The sequence below is a fragment of the Streptomyces sp. NPDC001204 genome, assembly GCF_053598035.1.
The window spans coordinates 165,116-179,638 of sequence record NZ_JBSFJL010000003.1 but is presented as its reverse complement, the minus strand read 5'-3'; the positions used below and the strand labels follow the sequence as shown (position 1 = coordinate 179,638).

Here is a 14,523-nt window from a genome sequence, read left to right as displayed (position 1 = left end):
TTCGAGACCCTGGCGGGGCTGCTGCAACAGCCCTGCCGGGGTCTGTCTCATTGACGGTTCACTTCTGGTAGTGGCGTTCCTCGGCTTCCTTGAACTCCGCGGGGATCTCCCCCGTCTCGTGGAAGCGGCGCCAGCTCTCGACGCCCGGCAGCGAGCCCTCGCGGATCTCGCGGGCGAAAGCGCGGACCCACTCCGTCTCCGCCTCGGCCATGTGCTGGTGGTACTCGACCTCGACGAGGAACAGGCGCGGCAGCGTCTCGTAGAGCTTGTCCAGCACCGCCCGTCCGCTCGCCACCCGCATTTCCAGGGTGGTCAGCCGCTCCTCCAGCAGCCGCACGACGTCGTCCGGGGGCAGGGCCCCCAGCAGCGAGAGCGCGGTCTCGAAGATCGGGTACTCCTTGGCCGGTACGGCGACGAGGTCCGACAGCCACCGCGTCATCTCCTCACGGCCGGACTCGGTGAGCGCGTAGATCGTGCGCTCGGGGCGGTTGCCCCGCCGCTCCACGTCGACCACCTCGACGAAGCCGCGCTCCTCGAGGTTCTGCACGACCGTGTAGAGCGAGCCGTAGTTGATCTTGGTGCTGGCGTCCTTGCCCTGGCGGCGCAGGGTCTGCGCGATCTCGTAGGGGTGCATGGGCTTCTGCCAGAGCGTGGTCATCACGGTCAGCGCGAGCGGATTGCTCAACTTCCTGCGCCCGCCGGCCATACCCGATCACCTCGCTTCCGAATATCCGTAGCCGAACATATCGCGACCTCGCCCCCTCCGTCAATACACGCGATATATCGTGGTGCTCCAAGGAGCGGGAACTCCGCCTCAGTCCCCCCGGACGCGCGCGTGCAGATGCATGTCGTGCCAGCCGTCCGCGTGGAGGCCCGAACTGCGTTTGGTGCCTTCCAGGGCGAAGCCGGTCCTGGTGGCGACGCGGCAGGAGGCGCCGTTGCGCACGGAGTGCAGGAGCTCAAGGCGGTGGAACCCGGTGTCCTCGAACGCCCAGTGGACGAGGGCCGTGGTGGCGCGTGAGGCCACGCCCCGGCCACGGGCCGCCGGAGCGGTCCAGTACGCCACCTCCGCCGCGCCGTCCTCGAACCGCACCTCGCGCAGCGCGACCCGCCCCACCAGGCGGCCGGTGTCCGCGTGGGCCACCGCCCACTGGGCCTCCCGGTCCGCCGCCCAGGCGGCACACCACTCCTCGATCCAGCCGGCCGCCTCGGACTCGGACTCGGCGGCCCTGGCGTGCCACTGGTGCATGACCGGGTCCTGGAAGACGTCGTGGACGACGGGCGCGTCCTCGGGCGTCCAGGGCCGCAGGAGGAGACCGTCGCCGGTGGGCATGGTGGGCTGCGCGGCGCGCGCGAAGGTGCCGGCGGGAAGTACCGGGCTGGTGAGAAAAGGCATGGCCCGTATCCTGCCCACGCGAAGGCCGCCGGCGCAGTGGTTTTCCCGGGCCGTGGGCGGCCTCGTAGGCTTCGGTCGATGCGACGCAAGACCCGTACCCCGCCCTCTCCCCTGCCCCAGCGCCACGGGGTGGACCCGGTGCGGGTCCGGCTGCCCGCCGCGGGAGCCTGGACCACCGTGCGGGCGTATCTGGTGGAGCGGCTGTCGGGGGCCGGCCCCGGAGTGGTCGGGGCCATGGTCGACGCGGGCCGGGTCGTCGGGGCCGACGGACGGGCGGTGGCGCCCGACGCGCCGTACGAGCCGGGGATGTACGTGTGGTTCCACCGGGAGCTGCCCGAGGAGGTGCCGGTGCCGTTCCCGCTTCGGGTCGTGCACCGCGACGAGCACCTCGTCGTCGTCGACAAGCCGCACTTCCTCGCCACCACCCCGCGCGGCTCGCACGTCACCGAGACGGCGCTGGCGCGACTGCGGCGGGAGCTGGGGATCCCGGCCCTGAGCGCAGCGCACCGCCTGGACCGGCTCACCGCCGGGCTGGTGCTGTTCACGGTGCGGCCCGAGGAGCGCGGCGCCTACCAGACGCTGTTCCGCGACCGGCTGGTGCGCAAGGAGTACGAGGCGGTGGCCCCTTACGACCCGGCGCCGGCCCTGCCGCGGACCGTGCGCAGCCGGATCGTGAAGGAGCGCGGGGTGCAGGCCGCGCGCGAGGTGGCGGGCGAGCCGAACGCCGTCACGCGTGTGGAACTGGCCGAACACCGCGCGGACGGGCTGGGACGGTACCGGCTGGTGCCCGCCACCGGACAGACGCACCAGCTACGGGTGCACATGAACGCGCTGGGCGTGCCGATCCTGGGCGACCCGCTCTACCCGGTGGTGACCGCCCCCGTGCCGGCCGGCGACTTCCGGCGCCCTCTGCAACTGCTCGCGCGGACGCTGGAGTTCACGGATCCGGTCACAGGGGCGGAGCACCGGTTCACCAGCGGAAGGGTGCTCCAGGCCTGGTCCGACTTCGCAGGGTGGGCCGCCGGTCAGTAACCGCGCCACCAGCGCAGGAAGCGCTGCCAGGCACCCTGGGGGCGGGCCGCGGGGGCGACCGGTGCGGGGTTCGGCTCCCCGGCGCCCGGCGGCTCCTGCGCCGCCGGGGGCGCGGGCGGCGGCTCGGGTGACGGCACTGATGACGGCTCAGTCGACGGCTCCGGCCGCTGCCGAGCGGACCCGGCGCCGACCTCCCAGGCCGGGCGCGGCGGCGCGACAGGGTGCGGGGTGTGGCTCGGCTTCGCTCTCTCGTCCTGCTGCGGCCGCGGCGTGAACCGCACCGGCAGCTCCACCAGATGGCGGGAGGCGATCGACTCCGTCCACCGCAGCTCCGCCTCGTCGCGGTCGAGCCGGACGTCCGGCAGCCGGGTCAGCAGCATGTCGACGCCCACGTCGGCGATGGCGCGCCCGACGTCCTGGCCGGGACACTCGTGCGGGCCGCCGCCGAAGGCGAGGTGGGAACGGTTGCCCTGCATGTCCGCCGTCGGGCCCGGCCGCACCCGGGGATCGACGTTGCCCGGCGCGATGCCCAGCAGCAGCCCGTCGCCCCGGCGGATGCGCCGGCCACCGAGCTCGGTCTCCTGCTTGGCGAAGTAGCCGAAGATGGTGCTGAACGGCGGCTCGTCCCACAAGGACTGCTCGACCGCCTCCGGCACCGTCATCTGGCCGCCGTTGAGCTGGGCCCGGAAGCCCGGCTCGGTCAGGACCCGGCGCACGGTGTTGGCCAGCAGGTTGGCGGTGGCCTCGTAGGTGCCGATGAGCACGACCCGCAGGTGCTGGCCGACCTCCTCGTCGGTCAGCCCCGCCGGCTGCTCGATGAGGTGGCTGGTGAGGTCGTCCTCGGGCCGGGCCCGGCGGCGGGCGGTGACCCGCAGCAGGCAGTCCATGATGTACTCGTTGCTGGCGATCGCGGTCTCGGTGCCCTTGAGCATGTCGCGGGCGGCCTGCACGATCCGGTCGTCGTACTCCTCGGGCATGCCGAGGACCTGGCACATCACCGCCATGGGCAGATGCTCGGTGAACTGGGCGACGAGGTCGGCGCGGCCCGTCTCGCAGAACCGGTTGACCAGGCGCTGGGTGGCCCGGCCGATGTGGCGGCGCAGGGCGCGGAAGTCGATGAACTCCAGGGCGCCCTGGACGGCGCCGCGCAGCCGCTTGAGTTCCTCGCCCTCGGCGTGTGCGCAGATCGGCTGCCAGGCGATGTGCGGCATGAGCGGGTGATCGGGCTTGACCGTGCCGTCCCTGAGCGGCGTCCAGATACGGCTGTCCTTGGTGAACTGCGACGGGGTGCTCACCATGTGCAGGTTCTCGGCGTGGCCGAGGACCACCCACATCGGCACGTCGTCGTGGAGCAGTACGGGCGCCACCGGTCCGTACTGGTCGCGCAGTTGCTCGTAGAGCGCTCTCATGTCCCGCGCCTCGTGGAGCCGGTGCAGTCCTCCGGGCCCGGTGCCGTGCGCGGGGCAGCCGGGGGGCGGGTCGAGGGCGAAGTCGTCCGGACCGGTCGGGGATTGGGGTTCAGGCGTCACAGCGGTCGCTTTCGGAAAACGGAAGAGGTGTGGGTGCGGGACGGGCCGACCGGTGCGGATCAGGGGAGCGAGCCCGTCGCGGCGAGGGAGTGCAGGAAGCGCGTCAGCGTCATCAGCACATCGCGGCTGGAGGCGCGGCGCCGCGCGTCGCACTCGACGATCGGGATCTCCTCGGACAGGTCGAGCGCGGCGCGCAGTTCCGGGAGCGGGTGACGCGGGGCGTCCGGGAAGGAGTTGACGGCGACGACGAAGGGCACGCCGCGCTCCTCCAGGCGGCCCATGACGTCGAAGCTGACCTCCAGCCGGCGGGTGTCGGCCAGCACCACCGCGCCGAGCGCACCCTCGAACAGCCCGTTCCACAGGAACCAGAAGCGCTGCTGGCCGGGGGTGCCGAAGAGGTAGAGAACCAGTTGGTCGCTGATGGTGATGCGGCCGAAGTCCATCGCCACGGTGGTGGCGCTCTTGGACTCGGAGCCGTAGTCGTCGTCGACGCCGATACCGGCCTGGGTCATCGTCTCCTCGGTGGTGAGCGGCCTGATCTCGCTGACCGAGCCCACCATGGTCGTCTTGCCGACCCCGAACCCACCGACGATCACGATCTTCGCCGCGGCCCGGGCCGTGTGCGGCAGATGGTCCTCGGTGCGCGGGCCGGGAATGGTGTCAGAGCCTTTGAAGTCCATGCATCACCGCTTCGAGGAGGTGTCGGTCGGGGACCGCCCGGCGGACGATCGGCGCGCGGGCCTGCACAAGGCCGGCCGCGAGCAGCTCGGTGATCAGGGCCGTCATCGCGCTGAACGGCAGGTTGAGGTAGGCCGACAGCTCGGCCACGGACAGCGGGGCGGTGCACAGCCGCAGCAGCGCCACCTGCTCCGGGGTGGCGGACGGCGGCGGCTCGGTGCGCGCCACGATCAGGGTCACCAGGTCGACGGCCGCGCGGGCGCCGTCCTCGCCCGCCCCGGCGACCACGTACAGCCGCTCGGGGTGCTTCTCCTCGCCCTGCCCGGCGGGTCCGGGGGGCGGTGACGGTTCGTGGCCGGGGGAACGCCTCTGGCGCCGCGGAGGGGTCATACGGTCTGCCCGCCCCGCCGCGGCGGACTGGTCAGGTGGGCGCCGATACGGACCACGAGGTCGCGCATGCGGGCGCTCATGAGGCCGGGTTCGGTGCGGATGTCGGCAAGCACGGCGAGATAGGCGTTGGCCCCCGCGGACATGAGGTAGAAGTAGCCGCCGTCGATCTCGATGACGACCAGCTTCATCCGGCCGTCGCTGTCCGGGATCTCCACGGCGACGGCGGTCGCGAGGCTCTGGAGTCCGGCACAGGCCGCGGCGACCCGGTCGGCGGCGTCGGCGTCTCCGCCGTAGCGGGCGATGCGCAGTCCGTCGGCCGAGAGCACCACGATCATCTCGATGCCCGGCACGCTGTCGTGGAGCTCCTTGAGCATCCAGTCGAAGTTGGCTCGCTGCTGGATCACTTGAGGTCCCCCTCGTCGTCGGCCCGGACGTCGGCCTCGGCTCGGGCCGGCTCCTCGATCAGGTGGAGATACGCGGTCGGGTCCTGGGTGAACGCCGTCGGGTCCGGGCCCGGGTTGTCCTTCTTCAGTCCGTCCCAGAACGCCTCGACCCACAGGCCCGGTTCGGAGTCCTTCCTCGTGGGCGCGGGCCCGGGTCGGGGCACGGCCCGCACCGTCCCGCCCTCCCGCTCGGCGGCGTCCCGCGCGGCGACGCGCCGGTTCAGCGGGGTCCTGGTCCGGCTGCGGCGCTGCGGCAGGCCGCCCGCCGTCCACTCGGTGACCTCGGGGACCTCGTCGTCCGCCAGGGAGACCGCGGCGGGGACACGGGGGCTGGTGGGGCGGCGCCTCTTCGGGGCGCGCTCGGGGCCCGCCACCGCGTCCTCCCCCGGAGCCGGAACGGAGGTCGCGCCGATGCCGTGGGCGAGTCCCGGAGCGGGATCGGTGGTCGTCATGTCGCCGGGCACGACGAGGACCGCGCGGACACCGCCGTACGCGGAGGCCCGCAGGGAGATCTGCATCCTGTGCTTCGCGCACAGGCGTCCCACGACCGCGAGGCCCAGGCGGGGAGTGTCGCTGAGGTCCAGCGGGTCGACCCCGGCCCTGGCCGCCTCGAGCAGCCGCTCGATCCGGGTGCGGGTCTCCTCGTTCAGGCTGACGCCGCCGTCCTCGATCTCGATGGCGACGCCGGTCTGCACCTCGACGGCCGTGACGTGCACCTTGGTCTGCGGCGGCGAGTAGCGGGTGGCGTTGTCGAGGAGTTCGGCCGCGGCGTGGATGACGGGCTCGACGTCGACGCCCTTGATGTTGACCTTGGCGATGGAGTGCAGTTCGATGCGCCGGTACTCCAGGATCCGGGACATGGCGCCGCGCAGCACGCTGTAGAGCGTGACCGGGTTGGGCCACTGCCGGCCGGGGCGGCCGCCGCCGATGACGGAGACGGAGTCGGCCAGGCGGCCGATCAGCGCGGTGCCGTGGTCGATGCGCAGCAGGTCGTCGAAGACCTCGGGGCTGCGACCGTGGTCCTCCTCCATCTCCCGCAGTTCTCTGGCCTGTTGGTGCACGATCGCCTGGACGCGCCGGGCGATGCTGACGAAGGCGCGCTGGGTGGAGTCGCGGATGTTCTCCTCGTCGTCCACGATCTTGAGGATCATGCGCACCACCGCGCGCTGCGACTCGGGGATCCGGCTCCACTCGGGGTGGCCGTCGATGACGTCGCGCATCACCTCGGGAGGTGTGTGGCTGGCACGCAGGTGGTCGACGGCGGCGGGGAGGATGTCGCAGGCGAGACGGTGGATCTCCTGGTCGTGGGCGGCCAGGCGCCCCTCCAGGTGAGCGGTGCGCCGGGCGTGCTCCGCCCGCTGGTCCCGGATGATGCGTCCGCGGCGCACCGCTTCGGCGCCCGTGCTGAGCACCAGCAGAGTGGCGACGGCACCGCAACAGGCGACGGCGAGGCGGGCCGAGTCCGTCACCAGGGCGACGGCGGCCCCGGTGGCCGCCGCCATCACCAGGGCGGGCAGCAACAACACGCGCGCGTAGGGAAGTTCACGGCCACCGGGGGGCGATTGAACACTCACCATGTAAGCCCTCTGAGAAGAATCGGCTGGGTTCGGGCAGCTTCCAGTGGGGGTACGTCATGAAACTGACGGGAATTTCGGCACGTTTGAGGACGTTTGGGAGCAAGCTCACGAACAACCTCAACTCGCTGCGCCGCGGGCGAGCATAATCCGGTCGGATCATCGCCATGTCATATTCGGCAACGACCTGAAACGGGGCGCACGGCAGGAGTACGCTCGGGGCATTTGCACGCCCCGAGTGCATTCGAACACGTACGGTGACGCAGTGCGGGCATACGAAAATCACATGGCCCCGGCAGCACCCACCGGGACCATGTGATCGAAGCGATCCGGCTCCGCCTACCCGACCGAGGAGTAGGCCACGACCCCGCGCAGCAGCCCCTCCACCGCCTTGCGCGCGTTCTTGGCCACCGCCGAGCCCTCCACCGGCGCCGCCGCCGAGATCTGGCCCAGCACGTCGATCACCTGCTTGCACCAGCGCACGAAGTCGCCCGCCGGCATCTCCGCCTCGCGCAGCACCTCGTCCAGGCCCTTGCCGGAGGTCCACATGTACGCGGCCCAGGCGAAGCCGAGGTCGGGCTCGCGCTGGCCCACCCCTTCGGTCTGGTTGATGCGGAAGTCCTCCTCCAGGGCGTCCAGCCGGCCCCAGATCCGCACCATCTCGCCGAGCGCGGCCTTCGCCTTCCCGGAGGGCAGCTTGGGTGCCATGGCGTCGTCACTGACCCGCGCCTCGTACACCAACGCCGAGACGCAGGCGGCGAGTTCGGCCGGCCCCAGGCCCTCCCAGACGCGCTCGCGCAGGCATTCGCTGGCCAGCAGGTCGAGTTCGCCGTACAGCCGGGCGAGCCGCTTGCCGTGCTCGGTGACCTCGTCGCCGCGCAGATAGTCGAGCTCGGTCAGCAGCGCGACGATCCGGTCGAAGGTGCGCGCGATGGTGTTCGTACGGCCCTCGATGCGGTGCTCCAGCTGCTTGGTGTCGCGCAGCAGCCGGTGGTAGCGCTCGGCCCAACGGGCGTGGTCCTCACGGTCGTCGCACCCGTGGCAGGGATGGGCGCGGAGTGCGGTGCGCAGCCGGGCGATCTCGCGGTCGTCGGCCGCCTGGGAGCGCCGCTTGCGGTGCCGCTCCGCCGGGATGTGCCCGGCCTTGGTGCGCAGCGCGGAGGCGAGGTCACGGCGGGACTGCGGGGAGCGCGGGTTGAACGACTTCGGGATCCGCATCCGGTCCAGCGGCTCCACGGGCACCGGGAAGTCGATGGCCGCCAGCCGCTTGACCTGACGCTCGGCGGTCAGCACCAGCGGGCGCGGGCCGTCGTGGTACTCCAGGCCGCGGTGGCCGTTGGAACGTCCCGCGGGCAGACCCGGGTCCAGCACCAGCGCCAGACCCGCGAACTTGCCGGTGGGGACGTGGATGACATCGCCCGGCTTGAGCTTCTCCAGGGCGACGGCCGCCTCGGCACGCCGCTGGGACGCGCCCTGCCGGGCCAGCTCCGTCTCGCGGTCCTTCAGTTCCCGGCGCAGCCGCGCGTACTCCGTGAAGTCGCCGAGATGGCAGGTCATGGAGGCCTTGTAGCCGTCGAGGCCCTCCTCGTTGCGCTGCACCTGCCGGGAGATCCCGACGACCGACCTGTCGGCCTGGAACTGCGCGAAGGAGGTCTCCAGCAGCTCGCGCGAGCGGTGCCGCCCGAACTGCTCGACCAGGTTGACCGCCATGTTGTACGACGGCTTGAAGCTGGAGCGCAGCGGGTACGTGCGAGTGCCGGCCAGGCCCGCCAGGTGCTCGGGGCTCATGCCGCGCTGCCACAGCACCACCGCGTGGCCCTCGACGTCGATGCCACGGCGGCCGGCGCGACCGGTGAGCTGCGTGTACTCGCCGGCGGTGATGTCGGCGTGCTGCTCGCCGTTCCACTTCACGAGCTTTTCCAGCACCACCGAGCGGGCCGGCATGTTGATGCCGAGGGCGAGGGTCTCGGTGGCGAAGACCGCCTTGACCAGACCGCGTACGAACAGCTCCTCGACGACCTCCTTGAAGGTCGGCAGCATGCCCGCGTGGTGGGCGGCGATACCGCGCTCCAGGCCCTCCAGCCACTCGTAGTAGCCGAGTACGTGCAGGTCCTCGGCCGGGATGGCGGCAGTGCGCTCCTCGACCAGGGCGCGGACGCGCTCGCGCGCCGGTTCGTCGTTGAGTCTCAGGCCCGCGTGCAGGCACTGCTGGACGGCGGCCTCGCAGGCGGCGCGGCTGAAGATGAAGGTGATCGCGGGCAGCAGGCCCTCGGCGTCCAGGCGCTCGATGACCTCGGGACGGCTCGGCGTCCAGATCCGGGACCGCTGTCTGCGCTCCCGCTCACGGTCGGCCTCGCGCATCGCGCGGCCGCGCCGGCGGTCCTGGAACGAGGGGCGGCCGGCCTCCATGCGGGCCATGCGCGTGAGGTCGGGGTTGACGGCCTTCCGGTGGCCCTCGCCCTCCTCGAACAGGTCGTACATCCGGCGCCCGGCCAGCACGTGCTGGAACAGCGGAACGGGCCGGTGCTCGGAGACGATCACCTCGGTGTCCCCGCGGACGGTGTCCAGCCAGTCGCCGAACTCCTCGGCGTTGGACACGGTCGCCGACAGGGACACCAGGGTCACCGACTCGGGCAGGTGGATGATCACTTCCTCCCACACGGCACCGCGGAAGCGGTCGGAGAGGTAGTGCACCTCGTCCATGACCACATAGCCGAGGCCGAGCAGGGTCTGGGAGCCGGCGTAGAGCATGTTCCGCAGCACCTCGGTGGTCATCACGACCACCGGGGCCTCGGAGTTGAGGCTGTTGTCGCCGGTCAGGAGGCCCACCTTGCCGCTGCCGTAGCGGCGGCACAGGTCTGCGTACTTCTGGTTGGACAGCGCCTTGATCGGCGTCGTGTAGAAGCACTTCCTGCCCTGCTGGAGGGCGAGGTGGACGGCGAACTCGCCCACGATCGTCTTGCCGGAGCCGGTGGGCGCGGCGACCAGTACGCCCTTGCCCGCCTCGAGCGCCTGGCAGGCCTCGATCTGGAACGGGTCGAGGCCGAAGTCGTACATCTCGCGGAATCCCGCGAGGGCGGTGGCCTGCTCGGCAGCTCGCCTGCGCGCTGCCGCGTACCGCTCGGCCGGTGAGAGGTCCTCTGTCATCGTGCTTTCGAGCGTACCGGGCCGCACCGACAACAGGACGATCATTATCCCGATCGTCCCGGAGGCGGAAAAAGGCCGGCCGCTCGCGGTGCGAACGGCCGGCCGGGAATCCTCGGCGGTGATCAGGTCACGTCGTCGTACCCGTTGACCCGGTCCGTCTGCTCGGGCAGGGCGCGGCGGGTGGTGACGGGTTCGACCTCGCCGATCTCCTCGGGGGTGAGGTCGAGTTCGGAGGCCTCGTCGTCCGACGGCCCAAGGGCCGCCAGGCGGTCCTTTCGGCGGTCGTTGAACAGGGCGATGATCACCGCGATGAAGTACAGTCCCCAGATCGGCGCCGCCAGCGCCAGCATCGTCAAGGGGTCGGCGCTCGGCGTGGCCACCGCCGCGAACGCCGTGATGCCGACGACCATGCCGCGCCACCAGCCGAGCATGCGCTTCCCGGACAGGATGCCGGTGAGGTTGAGCATGACGAGCAGGAGCGGCATCTCGAACGAGAGCCCGAAGACGACCACCATGCGCGAGACCAGGTCGAGCAGGTCGTCCAGCGGCAGCAGGTTGTCGACGTTCGCGGGGGTGAAGCCGATCAGCATCTTGGCGGTGGTGGGCAGCACGTTGTAGGCGAGGAGGCCGCCACCGAGGAAGAGCGGTACGCCCGCGCCGACGAAGGCGTAGGCGTACTTCCGCTCGTGCTTGTGCAGGCCGGGGGCGACGAACGCCCACAGCTGGTAGAGCCAGATCGGCGAGGCCAGCACCACACCGGCCATCAGCGACACCTTCAGTGCCAGGGTGAAGGGCGCCAGCAGACCGTTGATCGTGAGGTGTGCGCAGGTGGTGCTGCTGCCCGATTTGGCCAGTTCCTCGAAGGACTGCCCACACCCCACCGAGCTCAGCACCGGCTTGGTGATGAAGTTGACGATGTCCTTGTAGAAGAAGGCGGCGACGACCGTCACGACCAGGATCGCCAGGACACCCTTCCCGAGCCGGTTGCGCAGCTCACGGAGGTGATCCGCGAGCGACATCCGCCCCTCGGGGTCCTTCTCCTTCTTGCGGGCGGACTTGAGCAACCCACATCCTCATCTCGTGCAGCGGACCGGAAGGGCTCCGGTCCTCCCGTCAGCGCTGAGTCGTGTCCGTCGGCTCGTTGACCGGGCGCGAGCTGGTCACGTCACCGGGCGCGGCCTGGATGGTGCGCTGGGCCGAGGACTGCTGCTCCTCACCGGCCGGAGCCGCCGAGCCGGCCGCGTTGGTCGACTTCGCCTCGTCCTTCATCGCCTTGGCCTCGCTCTTCAGGATGCGCGCGGACTTGCCGAGCGAGCGCGCCATGTCCGGAAGCTTCTTCGAACCGAACACCAGGACGATAACCAGGACCAGGAGCACCAGATGCCACGGCTCAAGTGCGTTGCGGAACATAAAGTCTTCACCTTCTCACTGAGGCGGGGCGGCGGGCATGTCCGACCACTCGGACAGGTGTCTGACCATCGTGCTGGCAGCGATCGTAACGCCCGGGGGTGAACGCTGAGCAATCCCCGTGCGTACTCCTGCTGGGCGACCCGTGCCTCTTAGTGCGGGCCATGACCAGCAGCGTACCCGGCCACAGGGTCTGGATGGCAGGGCGAGGCGACCGAAAGGGCACGGCGTTCGGGACTTCCCGGACTTTCCCGGCGGGACTCACCGCGACTCCAACGACCGGGCGGCGCTCAGGCTCGCCCGCTCCAGGTCCTCGGCGGCCCGGTTGATGCGCTGCGCCGACTCCGTGACCTGCCGGCCGAGGCGCTGCGCCTCGACGAAGACCCGGACGGCGAGCACTCCGAGGACGGCCATCCCCACGAACCCCACGGCCACCGCGCACATCGCCCAGAACATGACGCGAGCCTAGAGGGCCGAGTGCAGGCGCAGCGTGCTGACCCCACCGCCGGTGAGCAGTTCGACGATCCGCTCGCCGGCCGGCTTGCGGACCGCGGCACCGCAGTCGGGGCAGGTGAACGAGTAGAAGGTGGTGCGGCTGCTGGCGCCGACGACCAGGCGCAGCGCGCTCGCGGTGAGCTCGAACCGGCCCCGGCAGTCGGGGCAGCCCGCCCGGAACACCACCGGTGTCACGCTCCGCATCCCGGCGAACGCCGCCGCCACCGACATCTCACGCACCTCAGCCGTCGCCGACTCGCTCAAAGCCCCTGCTCCTGCCTGTCGTACCGACCGTCGTGAACCACGTCCGCACCCCCGGGCCCGCCCGCCGCGACGGCGTCCGCGGGCCCCCCGGCCCCGTCGTCCGCCGGCTCGTAGGCGGCCAGGGCCTCACGGGCCGCCCGCCGGGCGCTGTCGGCCAGCTCCCGCGGGGCGATGATCCGGCCGTCCCGGCCCAGGCGCAGCGCCAGCCGCCTGAGCGACGCCGGATCGGGCGTGCGCAGAGTGATACGCAGCCCGCCGTCGGGAAGCTCATCGGCACTGTCGTGCGGGTAGTACTCGGCGACCCAGCGGCCACCGGGACCGACCTCGACGACCACCTCCGGGTCCTCAGCGGCCGGCTGGACCAGGGCCTGCGACAGGTCGCGCAGCTCCATCTCCGGGGGTGCCGAGGGCTCGTCGAGGATCTTGATCTCGGCGACCCGGTCGAGCCGGAAGGTGCGCCGCGCCTCGGAGCGGCGGCACCAGGCCTCCACATAGGTGTGCCCGACGCTGACCAGGCGGATGGGGTCGATCTCGCGCTCGGTGACCTCGTCGCGGGCGGGCGAGTAGTAGCGGATCCACAGCCGGCGGCGCTCGGAGATCGCCCGGTCCACGTCGGCGAAGACCCCGCCCTCGGACTCGAAGGTCACCGACAGCCGCGAGCTGGCCCCGGCGGCCTCGCCGGCCGCGGCCTCCACCTTGGCCGTGGCCCGCAGCAGGGCCTGCCGGTCGCTCTCCCGCAGTCCGGGCAGCGTGGCCACCGCGCGCGCCGCCACCAGCAGCGCGGTCGCCTCGTCGGCGGCCAGCCGAAGCGGCTCGGCCGCCTCCGCCCCGAGCGCGGCGGGGTTGTGCCACCAGATGCGCTCGCCGTCGGTGTCGATGTCGAGCAGATCGCCGCCGCGGAAACTCGTACCGCACATGGGCAGCACGTCGAGGTCGGAGACCAGCTCGTCCTCGGTGATGCCGAAGGCGCGCGCCACGTCCTCGATCCGGGCGCCGGGGCGCTCCCTGAGATACGTCACCAGGGAGAGCATCCGCCGGGTCTGGTCGATGGCGCTCGCGGGCCTGACCGGTTTGCCTGCCACAGTGTCGCTCCGCTCCCCCTCAGCCCCCGGCCACGGCACGCAGCCGGTCCAGCACGTCCGCCCGCAGCTCGGCCGGCTCCAGGACCACCACGTCCGGTCCGAACTCGACCAGCCAGGCGTCCAGCCCGTGCCCGTACGGGATGTCCAACTCGTCCCAGCCGTCCCCCAGTTCCCGCACGGCGGTGGCCTTCGCCCGAAGGGGGTACCCGGCGTCCGCGCGCAGCCGGATCCGCGCGGAGCGGTCGGCGCTCTCGCCCGCCCAGCTCGCCACGGTCTCGCGGACGGTGACGACGTCCGGGACCGGCGCGGTGAAGCCGCTGCCCCGGGAGCGGACCCTGCCGGTGATCCTGGACAGCCGGAAGACCCGCTCGGCTCCCCGGTCGCGGTCGAACCCGGCCAGGTACCAGTGGCCGCGCCAGCACTCCAGCGCCCACGGCTCGACGTGCCGGGTCCCGGGCTGGGCGGCGTTGGCCTTGCGGTAGTCGAAGACGACCGGCCGGCGGTCGCGGCAGGCCAGCATCAGCGGCTCGAAGGCGGCCTCGTGCACCGGGATGCGCGGCTCCAGCGCGCCGTGCGCCTCGTAGGGGTCGACGTCCTCGGGCAGCCCGGCCGCGCGCAGCTTCTGCAGGGCGCCGCTGGCCGCCCCGGCCAGCCGGGCCTGCTGCCAGACCTTGGCGGCCAGACCGAGCGCGGCGGCCTCCTCGGCGTCCAGGGTGATGGGCGGCAGCCGGTTGCTGTCCCGGCGGGCCAGGTAGCCGACCTCGCCGTCCAGGCTCTCGACGGTCTCGATGACCAGCCCGAGCTCACGCAGGTCGTCCTTGTCCCGCTCGAACATGCGGTTGAAGGAGTCGTCGGACGCCGCAACGCCACTCTTCTCCGACCCGGAGGCCGCGCCCCTGTCCCGGCCGGAGGCCGCGCCCCTGTCCCGGCCGGAGGCCGCGCCCCTGTCCCGGCCGGAGGCCTCGACGTAGGCCTCGATGGACTCCCGCAGCTCGCGCTTGCTCAGCGGCCGCCGCGTCCCGAGCAGGCACAGCGCCAGGTTCATCAGCCGCTCGGCCTTGGCAATGGCCATCGACGCCCTTCACC

The 14,523-nt window shown here is 71.9% G+C and carries 15 protein-coding genes; 1 reads left to right on the top strand and 14 read right to left on the bottom strand.

Annotated elements, in window-relative coordinates; all coding sequences use genetic code 11:
* Positions 1-58: 58 nt before the first annotated feature.
* Entirely contained in the window at positions 59-706 is a 648-nt protein-coding gene (locus ACWC91_RS06250) for a PadR family transcriptional regulator (protein WP_450642059.1), read from the bottom strand.
* 108 nt (positions 707-814) lie between these two features.
* Entirely contained in the window at positions 815-1,396 is a 582-nt protein-coding gene (locus ACWC91_RS06245; protein ID WP_450642057.1) for a GNAT family N-acetyltransferase, read from the bottom strand.
* Positions 1,397-1,474: 78 nt separating this feature from the next.
* Here ACWC91_RS06245 and ACWC91_RS06240 point away from each other — a divergent pair, with 78 nt between their 5' ends.
* Positions 1,475-2,428: an RluA family pseudouridine synthase gene (locus ACWC91_RS06240; protein ID WP_225076148.1), complete on the top strand. Its 954-nt coding sequence runs from the start codon at positions 1,475-1,477 to the stop codon at positions 2,426-2,428.
* Here the strand turns inward: ACWC91_RS06240 and ACWC91_RS06235 are convergent.
* From ACWC91_RS06235 to ACWC91_RS06180, 12 genes are all read right to left on the bottom strand, one after another.
* Positions 2,422-3,957 carry a cytochrome P450 gene (locus tag ACWC91_RS06235; RefSeq protein ID WP_225076147.1) on the bottom strand — a complete coding sequence of 512 codons (1,536 nt, stop codon included), beginning with the start codon at positions 3,955-3,957 and terminating at the stop codon, positions 2,422-2,424. The two genes, ACWC91_RS06240 and ACWC91_RS06235, sit on opposite strands and share 7 nt — an antisense overlap.
* 59 nt (positions 3,958-4,016) lie before the next feature.
* Entirely contained in the window at positions 4,017-4,637 is a 621-nt protein-coding gene (locus tag ACWC91_RS06230; protein WP_225076146.1) for a GTP-binding protein, read from the bottom strand.
* A complete protein-coding gene (locus tag ACWC91_RS06225; protein ID WP_225076145.1) occupies positions 4,618-5,025 on the bottom strand; it encodes a DUF742 domain-containing protein in 408 nt (135 codons plus the stop codon). The genes ACWC91_RS06230 and ACWC91_RS06225 overlap by 20 nt, the downstream gene beginning before the upstream one ends.
* On the bottom strand, positions 5,022-5,429 hold the full coding sequence (locus ACWC91_RS06220) for a roadblock/LC7 domain-containing protein (protein WP_225076144.1): 408 nt from the start codon (positions 5,427-5,429) through the stop codon (positions 5,022-5,024). Before ACWC91_RS06220 ends, ACWC91_RS06225 begins: the two co-directional genes overlap by 4 nt.
* Positions 5,426-7,045: an ATP-binding protein gene (locus tag ACWC91_RS06215; RefSeq protein ID WP_450642053.1), complete on the bottom strand. Its 1,620-nt coding sequence runs from the start codon at positions 7,043-7,045 to the stop codon at positions 5,426-5,428. Before ACWC91_RS06215 ends, ACWC91_RS06220 begins: the two co-directional genes overlap by 4 nt.
* Positions 7,046-7,381: 336 nt before the next feature.
* The gene (locus ACWC91_RS06210; protein WP_225076142.1) at positions 7,382-10,234 is read right to left on the bottom strand and encodes a DEAD/DEAH box helicase; all 2,853 of its coding nucleotides are present in this window, start codon (positions 10,232-10,234) and stop codon (positions 7,382-7,384) included.
* Between the two features lie 77 nt (positions 10,235-10,311).
* Positions 10,312-11,253, bottom strand: coding sequence for a twin-arginine translocase subunit TatC (gene tatC, locus ACWC91_RS06205; RefSeq protein ID WP_225076141.1), 942 nt, complete (start codon positions 11,251-11,253; stop codon positions 10,312-10,314).
* A 49-nt stretch (positions 11,254-11,302) separates the two neighbouring features.
* Complete coding sequence (gene tatA, locus ACWC91_RS06200) at positions 11,303-11,599, bottom strand: Sec-independent protein translocase subunit TatA (RefSeq protein WP_281154445.1); 297 nt, start codon at positions 11,597-11,599, stop codon at positions 11,303-11,305.
* A gap of 258 nt (positions 11,600-11,857) precedes the next feature.
* Positions 11,858-12,052, bottom strand: a complete 195-nt coding sequence (locus tag ACWC91_RS06195) for a hypothetical protein (protein ID WP_225076139.1) — start codon at positions 12,050-12,052, stop codon at positions 11,858-11,860.
* Between the two features lie 9 nt (positions 12,053-12,061).
* Positions 12,062-12,355 (bottom strand): hypothetical protein, encoded by a 294-nt coding sequence (locus tag ACWC91_RS06190; protein WP_450642049.1) that lies wholly within the window; start codon positions 12,353-12,355, stop codon positions 12,062-12,064.
* Positions 12,352-13,437, bottom strand: a complete 1,086-nt coding sequence (locus tag ACWC91_RS06185) for a helix-turn-helix transcriptional regulator (RefSeq protein ID WP_225076137.1) — start codon at positions 13,435-13,437, stop codon at positions 12,352-12,354. The genes ACWC91_RS06190 and ACWC91_RS06185 overlap by 4 nt, the downstream gene beginning before the upstream one ends.
* A gap of 19 nt (positions 13,438-13,456) precedes the next feature.
* Positions 13,457-14,509, bottom strand: coding sequence for a helix-turn-helix transcriptional regulator (locus ACWC91_RS06180; protein WP_450642047.1), 1,053 nt, complete (start codon positions 14,507-14,509; stop codon positions 13,457-13,459).
* Between the last annotated feature and the right edge of the window lie 14 nt (positions 14,510-14,523).